Source organism: Parabacteroides caecihominis, from assembly GCF_023656785.1.
Taxonomy (GTDB): Bacteria; Bacteroidota; Bacteroidia; order Bacteroidales; family Tannerellaceae; genus Parabacteroides; species Parabacteroides segnis.
The window spans coordinates 15,568-34,140 of the sequence record NZ_JAMOKS010000032.1 but is presented as its reverse complement, the minus strand read 5'-3'; the positions used below and the strand labels follow the sequence as shown (position 1 = coordinate 34,140).

General features: G+C 38.9%; 16 protein-coding genes. 14 read left to right on the top strand and 2 right to left on the bottom strand.

The window, feature by feature from the left end; genetic code table 11:
- Positions 1 to 182 precede the first annotated feature (182 nt).
- Genes NBH14_RS21810 through NBH14_RS21775 form a run of 8 tightly spaced genes read left to right on the top strand, consistent with a single transcriptional unit; the run spans position 183 to position 8,644 of the window.
- Positions 183 to 1,376 (top strand): saccharopine dehydrogenase family protein, encoded by a 1,194-nt coding sequence (locus tag NBH14_RS21810; protein ID WP_186961129.1) that lies wholly within the window; start codon positions 183 to 185, stop codon positions 1,374 to 1,376.
- Position 1,377: 1 nt separating this feature from the next.
- Positions 1,378 to 1,836 carry a thioredoxin-dependent thiol peroxidase gene (gene bcp / locus NBH14_RS21805; RefSeq protein WP_186961130.1) on the top strand — a complete coding sequence of 153 codons (459 nt, stop codon included), beginning with the start codon at positions 1,378 to 1,380 and terminating at the stop codon, positions 1,834 to 1,836.
- A gap of 6 nt (positions 1,837 to 1,842) precedes the next feature.
- Entirely contained in the window at positions 1,843 to 2,922 is a 1,080-nt protein-coding gene (recA, locus tag NBH14_RS21800) for a recombinase RecA (RefSeq protein WP_186961131.1), read from the top strand.
- 18 nt (positions 2,923 to 2,940) lie between these two features.
- The gene (locus tag NBH14_RS21795) at positions 2,941 to 3,894 is read left to right on the top strand and encodes a GNAT family N-acetyltransferase (RefSeq protein ID WP_186961132.1); all 954 of its coding nucleotides are present in this window, start codon (positions 2,941 to 2,943) and stop codon (positions 3,892 to 3,894) included.
- Entirely contained in the window at positions 3,891 to 5,192 is a 1,302-nt protein-coding gene (gene vimE / locus NBH14_RS21790; protein WP_186961133.1) for a UDP-2,3-diacetamido-2,3-dideoxy-alpha-D-glucuronate deacetylase VimE, read from the top strand. Before NBH14_RS21795 ends, vimE begins: the two co-directional genes overlap by 4 nt.
- Positions 5,189 to 6,274 carry a non-hydrolyzing UDP-N-acetylglucosamine 2-epimerase gene (gene wecB, locus NBH14_RS21785; RefSeq protein ID WP_186961134.1) on the top strand — a complete coding sequence of 362 codons (1,086 nt, stop codon included), beginning with the start codon at positions 5,189 to 5,191 and terminating at the stop codon, positions 6,272 to 6,274. Before vimE ends, wecB begins: the two co-directional genes overlap by 4 nt.
- Positions 6,271 to 7,518, top strand: a complete 1,248-nt coding sequence (locus NBH14_RS21780; protein ID WP_186961135.1) for a glycosyltransferase — start codon at positions 6,271 to 6,273, stop codon at positions 7,516 to 7,518. Before wecB ends, NBH14_RS21780 begins: the two co-directional genes overlap by 4 nt.
- Complete coding sequence (locus tag NBH14_RS21775; protein ID WP_186961136.1) at positions 7,511 to 8,644, top strand: glycosyltransferase; 1,134 nt, start codon at positions 7,511 to 7,513, stop codon at positions 8,642 to 8,644. Before NBH14_RS21780 ends, NBH14_RS21775 begins: the two co-directional genes overlap by 8 nt.
- 4 nt (positions 8,645 to 8,648) lie before the next feature.
- Here NBH14_RS21775 and NBH14_RS21770 read toward each other — a convergent pair whose 3' ends face one another.
- Entirely contained in the window at positions 8,649 to 9,953 is a 1,305-nt protein-coding gene (locus tag NBH14_RS21770; protein ID WP_250817756.1) for a glycosyltransferase family protein, read from the bottom strand.
- A gap of 118 nt (positions 9,954 to 10,071) precedes the next feature.
- Positions 10,072 to 10,467 (bottom strand): 2-amino-4-hydroxy-6-hydroxymethyldihydropteridine diphosphokinase, encoded by a 396-nt coding sequence (locus NBH14_RS21765; protein WP_128133704.1) that lies wholly within the window; start codon positions 10,465 to 10,467, stop codon positions 10,072 to 10,074.
- A gap of 104 nt (positions 10,468 to 10,571) precedes the next feature.
- Between NBH14_RS21765 and feoB the strand changes: the two genes are divergently transcribed.
- The 6 genes from feoB to NBH14_RS21735 all read left to right on the top strand — a co-directional run bounded on the left by feoB (position 10,572) and on the right by NBH14_RS21735 (position 18,510).
- Positions 10,572 to 13,055, top strand: a complete 2,484-nt coding sequence (gene feoB, locus NBH14_RS21760; RefSeq protein ID WP_186961138.1) for a ferrous iron transport protein B — start codon at positions 10,572 to 10,574, stop codon at positions 13,053 to 13,055.
- Positions 13,056 to 13,570: 515 nt separating this feature from the next.
- Positions 13,571 to 14,917 carry a lipopolysaccharide biosynthesis protein gene (locus NBH14_RS21755; protein ID WP_186961139.1) on the top strand — a complete coding sequence of 449 codons (1,347 nt, stop codon included), beginning with the start codon at positions 13,571 to 13,573 and terminating at the stop codon, positions 14,915 to 14,917.
- Positions 14,918 to 14,927: 10 nt separating this feature from the next.
- Positions 14,928 to 15,632, top strand: a complete 705-nt coding sequence (locus NBH14_RS21750; RefSeq protein ID WP_128133700.1) for a DapH/DapD/GlmU-related protein — start codon at positions 14,928 to 14,930, stop codon at positions 15,630 to 15,632.
- Between the two features lie 30 nt (positions 15,633 to 15,662).
- Positions 15,663 to 16,709: a glycosyltransferase gene (locus NBH14_RS21745; RefSeq protein WP_128133699.1), complete on the top strand. Its 1,047-nt coding sequence runs from the start codon at positions 15,663 to 15,665 to the stop codon at positions 16,707 to 16,709.
- Between the two features lie 33 nt (positions 16,710 to 16,742).
- Positions 16,743 to 17,417, top strand: coding sequence for an acyltransferase (locus NBH14_RS21740; RefSeq protein WP_186961140.1), 675 nt, complete (start codon positions 16,743 to 16,745; stop codon positions 17,415 to 17,417).
- 58 nt (positions 17,418 to 17,475) lie between these two features.
- Positions 17,476 to 18,510 (top strand): glycosyltransferase, encoded by a 1,035-nt coding sequence (locus NBH14_RS21735; RefSeq protein WP_186961141.1) that lies wholly within the window; start codon positions 17,476 to 17,478, stop codon positions 18,508 to 18,510.
- The last annotated feature ends 63 nt before the right edge of the window (positions 18,511 to 18,573 follow it).

Here is an 18,573-nt window from a genome sequence, read left to right as displayed (position 1 = left end):
ACAGTTGTTTCATTATGTAGAAACACTTGTTTCTTTAGGATGAAACAGTATCGTAAATACATTCGGGGAACTATTAAAATGAATTGGTCTCTTTTGTTATATGTTCAAAGATAAATCGTATATTTGTCCTTTGGTTTAAAACCTTGTAAACTGTATATTAACAAGATTAATTCTATTTGTAAATGGGAAGAGTATTAGTTATTGGTGCAGGGGGCGTAAGCACCGTTGCTGTTAAAAAGATCGCGATGAACGCTGATGTTTTTACCGATATCATGGTGGCCAGCCGCACGAAAAGCAAGTGCGACAAGATTGCTGCCGATATTAAAAATGTAAAGGTGAAGACAGCACAGGTCAATGCGGATAACGTGGACGAGCTCGTTGCATTGTTTAATGACTTTAAGCCCGAGTTGGTCGTCAACCTGGCTCTACCTTATCAGGACCTCTCCATCATGGATGCCTGCCTGGCTTACGGTGTCAGCTATCTCGACACTGCCAACTACGAACCGCTGGACGAGGCAAAATATGAATATAGCTGGCAATGGGCCTATAAAGACCGTTTCGAAAAAGCGGGTCTGACGGCTATCCTGGGATGCGGATTCGATCCGGGTGTAACGGGAGTATATACAGCTTATGCAGCGAAACATCATTTCGATGAAATCCAGTATCTGGATATCGTCGACTGCAACGCCGGCGACCATCACAAGGCATTCGCTACGAACTTTAACCCGGAAATCAATATCCGTGAAATTACTCAGCGTGGTAAATATTATGAAGACGGAGAATGGAAAGAAACTGACCCACTATCGGTACACAAGCCGTTGAACTACCCGAATGTAGGTCCGCGTGAATCATACCTGATGTACCATGAAGAACTGGAAAGTCTGACAAAGAACTTCCCGACGATCAAGCGTGCCCGTTTCTGGATGACTTTCGGACAGGAATACCTGACTCATTTACGGGTGATACAGAATATCGGTATGTCACGTATCGATCCGGTCATGTACAACGGACAGGAAATCGTCCCGATCCAGTTCCTGAAAGCCGTATTGCCTAATCCGGGCGACCTGGGCGAGAACTATACGGGAGAAACATCGATCGGTTGCCGTATCCGCGGGATCAAAGATGGCAAAGAACAAACTTACTACATATATAATAACTGTAGCCACGAAGCTGCTTACAAGGAAACAGGCGCTCAGGGTGTAAGTTATACGACCGGCGTACCTGCGATGATCGGTGCCAAATTATTTATGCAGGGAGTTTGGAGGAAACCAGGTGTATGGAATGTAGAAGAATTCAATCCCGATCCGTTCATGAAAGAGTTGAACGAACAAGGACTGCCTTGGCATGAAATGTTTAATGTAGATTTGGAATTATAATATGGCGTTACAAGTAGGAGATAAAGCACCCGACATATTGGGGCTTGATCAGAACGGAAATGAAATAAAACTCAGCGATTTTAAAGGTAAGAAGTTAGCACTTTACTTCTACCCGAAAGACAACACCAGCGGCTGCACGGCAGAAGCCTGTAGCCTGCGTGACGGCTACAAGGAATTACAGGCAGCCGGTTACGAAGTGGTCGGGGTTAGTAAAGACAGCGCAAAATCCCATCAGGGATTCATCGCCAAGCAGGAACTGCCTTTCAACCTGATCGCTGACACGGACACAGCCCTGCAACAAGCTTTTGGCGTATGGGCAGAAAAAAAACTGTACGGACGTTCATACATGGGGACTCTCCGTACCACCTTTATTATCAACGAAGATGGTATCATCGAGAAGATAATCGGTCCGAAAGAGGTGAAGACAAAAGACCATGCTAATCAAATCCTTAATTCATAAAAAGGGATGGCAAAAGAAGACAATTTATTCGAAGAGGGAAAAACCCCGGAAGGAAAGCCGGCTGTTAATGCCGACAAGTTAAAAGCGCTGCGCGCCGCAATGGATAAGATCGAGAAGAACTACGGAAAGGGTTCTATCATGAAACTGGGCGACGAAAGCATTGAAAGTATCGAAGTTATCCCGACAGGTTCTATCGCCCTGAACGCAGCTTTAGGCGTAGGCGGTTACCCGAAAGGACGTGTAATCGAGATATACGGTCCGGAATCATCCGGTAAGACAACACTGGCAATCCATGCTATTGCCGAAGCACAGAAATCAGGTGGTATTGCTGCGTTTATCGATGCAGAACATGCCTTCGACCGTTTCTATGCGGAAAAACTGGGCGTTGATGTAGAAAACTTATGGATCTCTCAACCGGATAACGGTGAACAGGCTTTGGAAATCGCCGAACAGCTGATCCGTTCTTCTGCGGTAGATATCATCGTTATCGACTCTGTGGCTGCATTGACTCCGAAGGCTGAAATCGAAGGCGATATGGGTGACAGCAAGATGGGCTTACAAGCTCGTCTGATGTCTCAGGCATTGCGTAAGCTGACCGGGGCGATCAACAAGACCAATACGACTTGTATCTTTATCAACCAGTTGCGTGACAAGATCGGTGTCATGTTCGGTAACCCGGAAACAACAACCGGCGGTAACGCATTGAAGTTCTACGCATCAGTTCGTCTGGATATCCGCAAGATCGGAACATTGAAAGATGGTGACGAAATGAAAGGTAACCAGGTACGTGTGAAAGTTGTAAAGAACAAGGTTGCACCTCCTTTCCGCAAAGCAGAGTTCGACATCATGTTCGGCGAAGGTATTTCCAAGGCTGGCGAGATCGTAGACCTGGCTACTGATCTTAATATTATAAAGAAAAGCGGATCCTGGTATAGCTACAACGAAACTAAACTGGGACAAGGCCGGGATGCCGCCAAGCAATTAATCAATGACAATCCTGAACTATCCGACGAACTCTCCACTCTTATATTTGAATCTCTCCAAGCCGGAAATCTTCCGTCAAAAAAAGGTTCATCTAAAGAGTAAGGTTATACATTAGCATATATGACAAATAAAGACAAATACCATTTACTGTGTAACACAGAAAAAAGTATACCCATTTTTTCCAGAGATTGGTGGTTGGATACTGTCTGTGGTATAGAGAACTGGGATGTCTTATTAAAAGAACAAAAAGGGCAGGTGCAGGCAGCACTGCCCTTTTACATTCTTGCTTCGGGAGTCATATCGATGCCTCTTTACACTCAGACAATGGGACCCTGGTTTGCACCAGAACCCTCTGATGCCAAGTATACCGGCATATTAGGGAAACGTCAGGCTATCTGCAAAGAATTTATAGATGCACTCAGAAAATATCCCCATTTCCTGCAAAATTTTAATTACCGGATAACAGACTGGCTACCATTCTATTGGGAAAACTATAAACAGACGACACGCTATACATATATATTATATAATATCCGTGACGAAAAGACCCTATGGGATAATATGAGTCCGAATATCCGCCGGAACATTACAAAAGCAAAAGAGAAATTTCTCATCACAATCAGGAAAGGGATTTCTATTGAAGATTTTCTGAAAATACAATCCATGACGTTTAAACGTCAACATCTCTCCACTCCTAAAAGACAGGACGTATTAATAAAATTGATCACCGCCTGCCGTCAACGTAACCAAGGCGACTTATGGGGAGCCTACGACGAGAAAGGGGAATTACATGCAGTGGCATTTATTGCCTGGCAGGAAAGTTCGGCTTATTATCTGGCCGGAGGCGGCGACCCGACATTAAGGGCATCAGGGGCGCATAGCTTACTTCTTTGGGAATGTATCCGCCACGTTTCCCAATACACACAAATATTCGACTTTGAAGGTTCTATGATTCCGGGAGTAGAACGTTTTTTCCGTGAATTCGGAGCAATTCAAACGCCTTACTTCACAATAACCAGAGGAAATCTCAGTTTATTATATAGAGCTTGGTTAAAGATAAAAGAACGGATATGAATAATCACGCTATACATTATATAATACGTTTCCTTCTTGGGGAAGATATTTCCGAAGAGATTGTGGCTGCCATCGGATATACGAACAATAGCAAACATTATGACCGTTACAGTATTGTGATCATTCCATCCGGTTTTTTCACCAATCATATATATGGAACGGCATCTTCGCTTCCGGAATTACCGCTTCAAGAAATAGAAGGAACTCCCTTGCTATTCGGTTCTCCCCTTGTAGAACAGATAGGCGACACGTTGGTTATTCATGCGGATATTATTGCCAGTACCTACTTTCTCATCACTCGCTATGAGGAAATCATCCAACGAAATGTAAGGGATGAGCACGGACGTTTTCCGGGAAAGAATTCTTTACCTTACCGGGCAGGATTTCTCCATCGTCCGATCGTTGATGAATACCGTATACTTTTGCGTAAATGGTTACGGCAATATGGACTCCGCATACCGGAAATTCCAAAAGAGATACAACATATCTATCTGACACACGATTTGGACTCTCCTACTCTTTACCGGACATGGAAAGGGGTTATCCGTTCCATCCGGGATAAAAGGGGGATCATCCAGTCTATCCAAGGAAAATGCGGACCAGTAGAAAACGATCCGTATTATACATTTCCCTGGATATTCGAACAAAATAACTTGTTACGGGAACAAACGGGCAAAGATATCTGCCGGGCAATCCTTTTTGTTCGCAGTGGAGGCAAATGCAAACAGGATAAGCCCCATTATAGCCTACGCAATACAGATATATCTCAACTGATACAGTCTGCATTGTCCAATGATATGACAATCGGCCTGCACAGCAGCTACCAGGCAGGTATAGCTCCTACCCTCATCAAAAAAGAAAAAACATGGCTGGAAAAGAATGTTGAGAGAAGTATACGCTTTAACCGCCATCATTTCCTTGCCAGCCGTGAACCGGAAGATATGACACACCTGGAGGCAGCCGGCATAACAGATGACTTCACCATGGGTTATGCAGATGTTGCCGGATTCAGGTTAGGGACTAGTTATCCGGTACACTGGATCAATCCGGTCACCCGTCGCTTATCCTCTATCTTATTGCATCCGCTGACAATTATGGATTGCACTTTGGAAGAAAAAAAATATATGGGATTAAATTATGAGGAGGCATTAGCATATAGCCTGAATCTTATCGAACAGGTAAAAAATACAGGCGGGGAATTGACTCTCTTATGGCATAATACCAGTGCACAGGAAAATGCAGACAGTTATTTATGCAAACTTTACAGCCATTTATTAAACGAACTTGCAAAAAAATGAAAATTGTGACTATTGTCGGAGCCAGGCCTCAATTTGTAAAGGCGGCCATGGTAAGCCGGGCGATTCTGGAATACAACAAAAATAATGAGAGACTGATTGAAGAACTACTTCTTCATACGGGACAGCATTATGATGCAAATATGAGCGATATCTTTTTCAACAGTATGAGTATCCCTCACCCCGTCTGGCAACTGCAATGTGGAAACGGAACACATGGAAAGATGACCGGCCGTATGCTGATTGAAATTGAAAAAATATTACTCGACACCCGGCCTGATTACGTATTGGTCTACGGTGATACCAACTCGACACTGGCTGGAGCACTAGCCGCATCCAAACTACATATACCGGTAGTTCATGTTGAAGCCGGCCTTCGCAGCTTTAACAAACAAATGCCGGAAGAGATCAACCGTATCCTGACCGATCATATAGCGACCTTACTATGTTGTCCGACTTTCGCCGCCATCAAACATCTGGCAAATGAAGGAATACAACAGGGAGTCCATCATGTCGGGGATGTAATGTATGATGCTGCATTGATTTTTGGTAAACTGGCAGACAGTTCTTCCCAAATCATGCATCAATTGAATCTCAACAGTAGGCAATTCAGGCTTTGTACAGTTCACAGGGCAGAGAATACAGATAACCGGGAACGGATAATGGGAATTATCAGTGCTATAAAAGAAATATCAACTTCTTCTTTTCCGACCGTTTTGCCACTTCATCCCCGCACTCGAAATTGTCTGGAAAAATATGGGATGATACAATCACTTGAAAACCGGGAAGGAATACATATCATTCCGCCGGTAAGCTTCCTCGATATGGTCATGCTGGAGAAACATGCGGCAACCATTTTGACGGATTCAGGTGGCGTACAGAAAGAAGCATATTTTCATCATACCCCTTGTATTACACTACGGGATGAAACGGAATGGGTCGAAACTGTTGAAGCAGGTTGGAACCAAATAGCCGGTTCTGAAAAAGAAAGTATCCTACATTGCCTGGAAAACCAACCGGAACAAAAAGAGATACAAGAATACGGAATTGGAAACGCATCAAAAAATATTATTGATTTGCTATGAAAAAAGTACTGATTATTTGCGATCTCTTTCCGCCGGCTTTCGGACCGCGTATGGGATATTTATGCAAATATCTCAGAAATTACGGATGGGAGCCTGTCGTTCTGACTGAAATGGTAGAAGAAAATACATTTACATTCCTTGCCAGTCAATGTGAGGCCGAATACATTAATTATTATACAGCCAAAAGTCCTTTTACCAGGAAACTACAATGGATCAGTATACTTTTACTGGATCTTTGCTTCGGATATAAGGATATCCGAATGTACAAAGAAGCCCGGAAGCTGGTCAAAAACAATAAAATCGATTTAGTTTTATGTAGTAGTTTCCGGACATTTCCCTTACCAGCTGCACTAAAAGTTGCAACTAAATATAAACTACCGCTGGTCGTTGACTTACGGGACATCATTGAACAATATACAGGAGATGAGTTTATTGCACATTCTCTCCCCTCTCTCTTGGGATTAAACAGATTATTCATATCTGTCTTTAAACGGAAAAGCCTACGGGATAGAAACCGGGTATTAAAAAAAGCAGATTATGTAACAACAATCTCTCCTTGGCATGTAGATATATTGAAACAGTATAACACTAATATAGAATTGATTTACAATGGGTTCGACCCGGAACTATTTTATCCGGAACAAAAAAAAACGGAGAAGTTCATTATAACATATACAGGGCGGTTACTTAGTACAGCTATGCGTGATCCGGGACTGCTCTTTGAAGCATTAAGTATTTTGTCTGCCCGTAATATATTGACACCCGACAAATGCCGTGTCTACTGGTATGTCGATGAAACGTCCCGTAAAATCATTACGGAAGAAGCTGAAAAATACCAGATTCTCCCTTTTATGGATTTCAAAGGATATGTTCCGGCGTCAGAAATACCTTCCATACTGAACAGTAGTTCCGTACTGTTGTTATTGACTAACCGTGCGGCAAACTCCGGTCCCAAAGGTGTTATGACGACAAAGTTTTTTGAATCGCTGGCTGTAGAAAAACCAGTACTTTGTGTTCGGAGTGACGAAAGCTATCTGGCTGAAGCAATCAATGATACGAATGCCGGCCTTGCCGCAACGAATGTGAATGAGGTATGTGACTTTCTTAAATCGTATTATCAGGAATGGAAAGAAAAAGGATATACATCGTCTTCCATAAAGAAAAGCAAGTTAGTCCGTTTTTCACGGAAAGAACAAGCAAAACAATTTATACAAATCTTCGAAAAGGTTGAAATCAATGGATAAATATATCAATATAGTGTCTTTCAATATCCCTTGGCCTGCTAATTATGGCGGGGTTATTGATGTGTATTACAAAATGCAGGCCTTACACAAATGCGGCGTAAAAATTATTCTACATTGTTTTGAATATGAACGCCCTCATTCCAAAGAACTGGAGTCTCTATGTGAAAAAGTATATTATTACAAACGGAAAACCGGACTATTGACTAATATAACTCTGTTACCATACAATGTTTTCAGCCGTAAAGACCCGGAATTACTTAAGAATTTGCTCGAAAACGATTATCCAATCTTATTCGACGGATTGCATACCTGCTACTATATTAATCATCCTCAACTACAGGGACGAATGAAAATATACAGGGAAAGTAATATCGAGCACGATTATTACCGTCACTTGGCTAAGGCAGAAACAAACCTGATCAAAAAATATTTCTTTCTGGTTGAAGCTTGGAGGTTTGAACGGTATCAGGAGATATTAAAACATGCCGATCTGATGTTGGTCGTTTCTATCACTGATACAAACTATCTCCGGAAAGTCTTTCCCAAAAAGAAAATTGAATACATGCCCAGTTTCCATGTCAATGATGAGATATCTGTAAAGAGCGGATCGTCTGATTTTGTCTTATATCATGGGAAACTATCCGTTACAGAAAATACACTGGCTGCGTTATATCTGATCAAAAATGTCTTCTGCAAATTAAAATATCCTTGTATCATTGCAGGTATGAATCCACCGGCAACGTTGTTTGCGGCTGCGGCTCCTTATCCCAACATCAAAATCGAAGCCAATCCTTCCAACGAACGTATGGACTATCTCACTCACGAAGCGCAGATACACATGTTGATCACTTTTCAGGATACCGGACTAAAACTCAAATTACTAAACAGTCTTTTTGGCGGAAGATACACGATTGTAAACCAGGAAATGATCACTGGCAGTGGTTTGGAAGCTTTATGTTATATCGCTAACACTCCGGAAGAAATGATAGAAACATGCAAACGGTTGATGGAGCAACCAATGACTCCCGAATTAATTGAAAAAAGGAAAGAATTACTATTCCCTACCTACTCAAACAGGCAACAGGGAGAACGTCTTTACAAACTGATTTATAACCAGGGAGAATAAAAAACTATTCTCCCTTTTCTTTGGGGACGTATAAACGCAGAAAAATTAATCCACTTTTCAGTTCTTTCTGAAGTTTCCATTGGGAGTAAATTGTTTCAATGTGTTCGTCATCCCAATTAAAGAGATTCGAATATAAAACATAACGACTATTTTCTAACTCAGCAGAAGAAAAACGCCGGTTATCATCAGTTATATCCATATTTGCAAACAATGCATCCATTGGAAATGCTGCTGTTACAGAATTAATCTCTATATGTTCATTCTCCAAATAATCGATCATCTCTTGGCGCAATGAATAATAAGGCAGATGACATAACACACTGTCCCAAGCTTTTGACATCTTCTCCGAATAAACCCAAAAGTTTCCGCTGACCAGTATACAAATCATCCCTACCAATAAAATTCGCACAGACCTTGTTTTATATACTTTAAATAAAAGCTGAGCTGTGATTAATGCCAGTAATATGTACAAAACCAGAAAATACCGGTCTCCAAAGGGGTTTGTTACTGGAATTGTAACTAACATCATAGTAAATAAGACACTCAAATAAATGAGAGATAACGGAGATTTGGAAAGATAAAGAAAGAAATTTTTTATCCCCATTTTAATGATTGAAGCAAATAGCAAAACCCAGACAACAATTCTCCCTGAATCCAACATCCTTACAGCCAAACTTGCTATATTCTTAACTATTTGCCCAAATGTTGCAAACTGCCGATGATCCTCATATCCAAAACCGGGTTGATACAGAAAATATCCGGTTTCCACCTTCCGGTATATAAACCATCCGCCTATCGCCAAAAGAGTCGGTATAAATACAGGGAAAACATATAAGAACGAATTTTTGAAAGATTTCTTATGAATAACATTTTCTATCAGCAAATATCCCAACCCCAATCCTGAACAAACAACCAGCCCTCTAATACTTACCAATCCCAGGCACATGGCAGATACAGCCAACCAAATTCGCCGGTTATCCAAAATCAAATTGATACTCAACAAAGCAAAAAAACACAGGATGACATCCGGAGAAATTAAAATCATCTGGGTGGAAAGTGCCGGTTCCAATAAAACCAACAAAAATATATAAGGTGTATATTTCGTCTCCAGCCTTTCACACAAGCGATAAACTTGCCAGATCACTCCCAATGAAAATACAGTTATAGATAAATGAGCTACCAACAAACTTTTTCCGAATAAAGACCAAAGAAGAGCCAGATACAGATGAGCCAAAGGGGGTTCTGCAACATATTGGGCCGGATAGACAAAAGACAGAAACCCATTTTCTAATAAATAACTTGCCGGCATAGAATACCCGGCAGTGTTATCCCAGAAAAAACAGTTCTCTAACGTAAAGAATTTCAACACCAGAAACAAAATCAGTACTACATATTTTATCATAATAATTTATTATATCGGATTTACACTATTTCATTTGTTTAAATTCTTCATTTTCTAAAGCTCTGATTCCTTCTATTATATAATCTCTTCTTAAATCGTCCGGTTTTAAAATCAACTCATTCCATTGAAGCAGATCAATATCAATTGGAACAATTCCGAAATTTTTATCGTCAGGCATACGTTGCAGTTTGTACTCTATACGCTTCAACAAATGCTTTATTTCATCCGGCTGTTCTGATGTATAAGCTACGGCCACCCGATTCAAAAAAGGAGCAGACCCTGTTAATCCGATCGGCTTCGTATATACAGAATTTGAAAAAGCTATAGAAACAAACTGGTTTCGCAATATACGCACCGCCTCCGCCATATTCTTTTCCTGATCTTGATTTGAACCTAAGCTCAATATAATTTTATTCAGCATATCGCTTATTTTATTTATTCAATGCAAAACTAGGAAAAAATACCTATTAGTTGGTATTGATCATGTAAGCATTTCACCATACCTTTGTGCGAGAATTTAAGAAAATGAGATTATCAGAGCTTCACACAGGTGAAAAAGGCGTTATAGTCAAGGTGATGGGACGCGGAGCATTCCGCAAACGCATCATTGAAATGGGATTTATCAGGGGAAAAGAGGTGGACGTTATACAAAATGCTCCACTGAAAGATCCTATCCACTATCGTGTAATGGGTTATGACGTTTCTTTGCGACGGAATGATGCAGCAATGATTGAAGTAATCAGCGCAGCCGAATACGCAAAGGCACAAATGTCACAACAAAGTGAAGAACGTTCCGCCGACTCTTATATACTACCTTCAACAGAAGATTTACAGGCACTTGCAATACATAAAGGAAAAACAATAAACGTTGCCTTGGTTGGAAATCCCAACTGTGGAAAGACTTCTTTATTCAATTTTGCATCCGGAGCCCACGAACACGTAGGAAACTACAGCGGAGTCACTGTTGATGCCAAAGAGGGAACCTTCCAACAAGATGGCTACACATTCCGGATCGTAGATTTACCCGGAACTTATTCCTTATCGGCCTATACTCCGGAAGAACTTTATGTCCGCAGGCATCTCAGCGAAGAACAACCGGACGTTGTGATCAATGTCCTGGATGCATCAAACCTGGAAAGAAATCTTTATCTGACCTGTCAGCTCATCGATATGGACGTCCGGTCTGTCATCGCCTTGAATATGTATGACGAATTGGAACGGTCTGGAAATAAATTCGATTACGAATCGTTATCCCGGATGATCGGTACCCCGATTGTTCCGACAATCAGCAGAACCGGTTTCGGTATTGAAGACCTTTTCAAACGGGTCATAAAAGTATATGAAGAAGAAGATCCTGTTATCCGTCATATCCATATAAATTATGGAGAAGTACTGGAAAAAGGTATTACAAATGTACGGCATGTCATAAAACAAAACGGAAATGTAGCAAAAAGCCTTTCCAAACGTTATCTCTCCATCAAGCTATTGGAAGGAGACCCTGAAATAGAACGTTTTATCCAGACATTACCCGGTTCCGAAACAATCATAGAAGAACGTGACCAGAATGTTACACAGATAGAAGAGTTATTGCTTGAAGACAGCGAAACGGCGTTTACCAATGCCCGCTACGGGTTTATCTCCGGTGCGCTACGGGAAACTTATGAGCAAAATAAAATAAAAGAAGCGACCAGCACTCAGATCATAGACTTATTCGTTACACATAAAGTATTGGGATTCCCCATATTTATTCTCTTTATGTGGATCATGTTCGAGGCGACATTCCGTTTGGGAGCCTATCCTATGGAGTGGATCGAAAATCTGGTTGGCTGGATCGGTAATTTTGTACGGGGAAACATGAGTGAAGGTCCGTTAAAAGACTTGCTGGTCGATGGTATCATCGGCGGTGTCGGCGGTGTCATCGTTTTTCTTCCAAACATCCTGATACTGTACCTGTTTATTTCATTCATGGAAGATTCGGGTTATATGGCACGTGCTGCTTTCATTATGGATAAGATCATGCACAAAATGGGACTCCATGGTAAATCTTTCATTCCTTTGGTAATGGGATTCGGTTGTAATGTGCCGGCTATTATGGCCTCCCGTACGATTGAAAGCCGCAATAGCCGTATGATCACCATGTTGGTTAATCCGCTAATGAGTTGCAGTGCCCGTTTACCGGTATATGTGTTACTTGCTGGTGCATTTTTCCCTAATAACGCAAGTTTCATTCTCCTGTCATTATATGTTTGCGGTATTCTTCTGGCTGTTGTTATGGCACGGCTGTTCAAACGTTTCCTTTTTAAAGAAGAAGACGTACCTTTTGTGATGGAACTTCCCCCCTATCGAATGCCTACTGCAAAATCGATTATGATCCATATGTGGGAAAAAGCGAAGCAGTATCTCCACAAAATGGGAGGTGTCATTTTAGTCGCTTCTATTATTATCTGGTTCCTGGGATACTTCCCCCGCCACAGTGAGATGGGAGATGCATTCGACAAGCAAATTGCAGAAGTGGAAAATGCCGAACTGGATTCCAAGGAAAAAACGGAAACAATTGCGGAGTTGGAACGGTTAAAGAATATGGAGCACCAAAAGAACTCTTATATCGGAACGATAGGACAAACAATCCAGCCTGTTCTTCACCCATTAGGATTCGATTGGAAAATGAGTGTCAGCTTATTGACCGGTATGGCAGCAAAAGAAGTCGTAGTCAGTACGTTAAGTGTCCTGTACACCGGAGATGAAGAGGATAGCCAGGTTTTATCCGAACGTATAAAACAGGATTTGGATGAAGAAGGCAATCCGGTCTTTACACCTCTTATCGCTTTGAGCCTGATGCTGTTTGTTCTCATTTATTTCCCATGTATCGCAACAATCTCGGCCATCGTCAATGAATCGGGATCATGGAAATGGGGAATATTTGTAATTGTGTATACATGCGTTTTAGCATGGATCGTCTCGTTTATCGTCTATCAGACGGGGAGTTTGTTTATTAATTTATTAAATTAAAGACTATTGGTTATGTGGCAGGAAATAGCAATCATATTAATAGGTATTATCATTATACTGTATCTTGGACGGAAAATATATCGATTCATAATTCATCCGTCCAAGAAGGACACCCCTTGTGCTGGTTGCTGTGGATGCTCGTTAAAAGAAAAAAGATGAAGTAATTTTACTGTCACATAACACTCGCAGTTACTTGATTTCATTCTTTTCAGATTTATCATTTGTGCGATATAAAAAATCTTGTATATTTTAGTCAAACCCAGAACCGAACAAGTTGTTTGTGTCGTTCTCATATAATATATCCATCCTCTTTTACGATAAATCAAACTAATTTACTCCATATTAAAACACATTTCGTATATTTGTCAATTAATTCATATTCTGGTTTAACAACTTCAAAATGATAATATCAAATTTACAGAATCAGGAATTACGATTAAAATAAAACAGATTCTATGAGATAGTATCACTACCGGAAATCCGGTAAAAGTAATAAAGAAAATTAATCTTATACAATGAATTTTCACTTTCATAATATACTGGGTGGGAGCAAGCGGACTTCCCTTCTGAAAAAAAATATTGCAGCCTCAATTTTTATAAAAGGAATAAGCATACTTAGCTCACTGCTTTTGGTGCCGCTTACTTTGGATTATGTAAACAAAGAGTTGTATGGAATATGGTTAACACTATCCTCCATCGTGGTATGGATCAATTTTTTTGACATAGGCTTAACGTTAGGGTTAAAGAACAGATTAACAGAGGCACTGACAACTCACGATTATGCGCGTGGGAAAAGTCTGGTGTCAACCACCTACTTTATGATGCTCGCGATATTCATTCCTGTATCTATTGTAGTAATGCTGTTGATCCCATTCATCAATTGGCCTGAATTACTGAATGTCCCAACTATCTACAATAAAGACATCCAGATTGTGTTATACTTATTAGTAATCTTCATGACTATACAAATGTTCTTCAATGTGTTGAATACAGTTGTATCAGCCTATCAGAAGACTGCTATGGCATCCTTATTTGCCATGTTAGGGCAACTGTTATCATTATTGCTGATATTCATCTTAACTCGTACAACCCCGCCTTCCTTGATCGGTTTGGCCTTTGCTATATCCTTATCTCCTATTGTTGTTTTAATAATTTTCTCACGTATTTTATACACAAGCTCTTTCAAAGAAATATCCCCGTCCTATAAATATATAGATTTAAAACAAATAAAAGACCTATTCAACCTCGGTATCAAATTCTTCATTATACAAATACAGGTTATCGTCCTATACCAATCAACCAATATCATCATTTCGCATATTTCTGGTCCGGAAGCCGTCAGTCAATACAACATTGCCTACAAATACTTAGGGATATCTACTATGATTTACAATATCATCCTAACTCCTCTTTGGCCGGCTTTTACCGATGCATACGCTTTAAAAGACTATACTTGGATGAACCGGATATATAAAAAAATGTGCTTGGTTTATTCGATAGTATTATTCGGCATAATAATCCTTATCGCTTTATCTCCATACCTCTACTATTTCTGGGTCGGAGATAAAATAGAAATCCCATTTGAAATAACGCTATGTCTCGGTATTTTTTTGGCTGTAAATTCATGGGATTCATTACAGGTATATATGATTAATGGTGTTGGTGCTATTAAACTTCAAACCTATGTTGTATTAATCGGTTTGATTTTTCACATACCATTAGCCTTATTTTTAGGCAATAAAATGGGTACTATCGGCGTTATATTATCAATGACTTGTATTAATCTTATCTATTCTGTCATTTTCACAACGCAGATCAATAAGATCTTAAAACACAAAGCTCATGGTATTTGGAATAAATAATCCTATTAATATGAACAGATTAAAGAAACATATTAAAAATAAATTACCATTTATCATCCGTTTAAAAACCATTTGGAATCAATTACGATTCAACTACATATCACCTCTGAATTTAGAAAATTTTGGATTCAGAGGTAAAGAATCACATATCATGCTTCCTGCACATATTGCCAATGCTCAAAATGTATATATGTACGAACAAACTCGTATTCAATCCAACGCAAAGATTATTACATATACGGGTAAGTTTATCATGAAAAAGTATTCCGGCGCAGCTCCCGGATTAACTGTTATAACAGGAAACCATACACCAACAGTAGGTATCCCTCATTATTTATTACCTCTATCAAGAATAAATGACATGGAAAAAGATGTTATTGTTGAAGAAGATGTTTGGATTGGAGCTAATGTTACTCTTTTATCGGGAGTTACTATAGGACGTGGTGCCATAATTGGAGCTTCAAGTGTCATAACAAAAGATGTTCCACCTTATGCAGTCGTAGTTGGAACTCCTTATAAAATCATCGCTTCTAAATTTTCCATGGAAGAAATCATGGAACATGAAAAACGACTTTATCCAAAAGCGGAACGCTTTGACAAAAACTTCTTAACACAACTTTTTAATCAGTATTACATAGGGATGCATTCTATTGGCAAAACGATGACAGCAGAAGATGAAATACGATATCAAAAGTTTCTCAAAAAAATCAATTAAACTAACATCTCTAAAAAAGATTTTATCGTCATGAAAGTAGTTCATATTGTATTTGGAATGGAATATGGAGGTATTGAGACTATGCTGGTCAATATAATGAACGAGCAAATAAAACATACCGACATATCTTTGATTATTGTTAACAATCAGGAGGAAAAATCCATTACTCGGGATATTAATGACAAAATCCGAATTACAAGAATTAATCGTCCTGCAGGATCAAAAAATCCTTTTTATATATTTGCTCTTAATTATTTGTTATGGAAAAGGCACTATGATATAATACACGTCCATGTCCCAAACACCATAAAATTCATATTCTTGAAAGCTATTACAAATAAAATATGCCTCACTGTACATCATATAAGTACTTCTGAAGACATCTCTTATTTACACAAATACAAGCATATCTTTGCCATTTCAAACTCCGTACAAGAAGATCTGGCTAAATATCTGAAAAGAAAAGTTCCTATTGTATTAAATGGAATAGATTGTACTAATATTGTTTCTCAAAAGGGAGTTACAGACCATCCTGTTTTCCGTATAGTACAAATCGGCAGATTAGTACATACGAAAAAAGGGCAAGATATCCTAATCGAAGCAGTTTCCATACTACATCAAAAAGGGTACAAAAACATATCGGTTGATCTTATTGGAGACGGTGAATCCAAAAGCTTCTTGAAAAATTTAGTGAAATCAAAGCAATTGGAAGAACAAATCCATTTTTTAGGAAGTAAAGAACAATCATACATATTCAGCCATCTGAAAGAGTATGACTTATTTGTACAACCGTCACGAAAAGAAGGTTTTGGCCTGACAGTAACAGAAGCCATGGCAGCCAAAGTGCCGGTATTGGTCTCCAATCAAGAAGGTCCAATGGAAATTATTGAAAACGGAAAATACGGATACTATTTTAAAAGTGACGATGCGACCAACTGTGCCCATGAGATCGAGAAAATAATGAACACTCCAACACACGAGATAGTATCCAAGGCATACCAACAAGTTATAAGCAGGTTCAATGTCAAAAAGACAGCGCAGGAATATATCGAACAATACAAAAAAATAAACTCCTAATTACACGAGTCATAAAAATATTAAATAAAAATCATGAAGTTAACATTTGAAAAATTATTTTCTATTCCTAAAAGCTTCTGGGTTAGTATTCATTATTTCCCATTTAAAGAGGCTATAAAGCTTCCTATTTTGGTGAGGTATAACACTCGTTTAATTGCTATCAGCGGTTTAATAAAAATCAACAAATCCGAGGGAGTAAAAACAGGTATGCTATCAATCGGTTTTGGGAATGTGGGAATATTCGATAAAAAATATGAAAGAAGCATTTGGGAAGTAACCGGATGTATAGAATTAAAGGGTAAGGCAGCATTCGGTCATGGTTGTAGGTTATGCGTCGGAAAAAATGGCACACTGACTATTGGTTGCCATTTTAATAATACAGCAGCAATGACTATTATATGTCAAAAGCATATAACATTTGGAGACAACGTCATTACGAGTTGGAACACTTTAGTGATGGATACAGATTGGCATTCTATTGTAAATGTGGAAACAAATGAAATTTATCCTATATCAAAAGATATCGTTATTGGTAATAATGTATGGTTGTGTACTCGTAGTGTAGTTCTTAAAGGTTCCGTTATTCCAGACGGCTGTATCGTGGGAGCCAATTCATTATGTAGTAAAAAATACACTCTGGATAATTCTCTGATAGCAGGGAATCCGGCTGAAATACGAAGGAAAAATGTAACAATGTATAGAAATTAAGTGAATAGACTATAAGCATCCGTTATATTGTTTTTATATTTAAATATATTTTTATAAAATGAAAATTTTGATAGATCCTAGATGCATGTTTAACTATGCTTCTTTTTACATACAAGGTTTGCATGAATTTTATGGTAAAAACAATGTAAGTTTTGCAAAACATGAATTTAAAGAAGTTAGCTATGAATACTATCGTATAATGTGCTATGAAATAAGAGACGGACAGAAAATTAAACGAATTGTAATCGATTACCAAGATTTTAATACTATAGTAAATGATGCCTACGCCTGGTGCGATATATATGCTAAAATTAATGTAAGCAAAGAGGATTACAACTCCGGTAAATACAGCAAACTCCTATGTATTCCCCCTGGATTCGGTATTAAAATTTACGGATTATGGGGAAGCTGTTGGCAAGCCTTAAAAAACACATTTAATATACATAAAAACGGTTGGAATTTATATGGAACCAAGAGTATGTATATCAGAGAATATCTTTCCAATTGGCATTCAAGAGCTACACTTAATACATATTTAGCAGAACAACGCTCATTTCCTAATTATATATTTTTTATAAGTACTTTATGGGATAATCGTATTCAATCTACTCCGACCAATCAGTTAAGAGCAAAATTCATAAGAATATGTAAATCTTTAAAAAACAAACACTTCGAAGGAGGATTATTTGCAAAACCGACTAATCCGGATTATGAAAAATATAGCGATTTAGTCTTTAAACAAAAGTATAAACATATAGATTACATCAAATCTACCCAAAAATCTGCTATCGTATTCAATGTGCCAAGTGTCCTTGATTGCCATGGATGGAAATTAGGAGAATTTTTAGCAATGGGAAAAGCTATCATTTCAATGCCCTTATTCAATCATTTGGCTTTTCCTTTAATAGATGGAACCCATATTCGTTTCTGCCAAGATGAAGAGGATATAGAAAAAGCCATTCTCGATATAATATATGATGAGCAAAAACGGGAGAAGATGGAGCAAGCAGCCAAAAAGTATTTTTTAGATAATGCCACTCCCCTCAAAGTTATTGAACAAATACATTGCAAGGCATTAAGCGACTATCCTTAACAAATGGGGAAACGTCATATTTAGATTGTTACCATCTCAATATATTAAATTATTATATGTAGA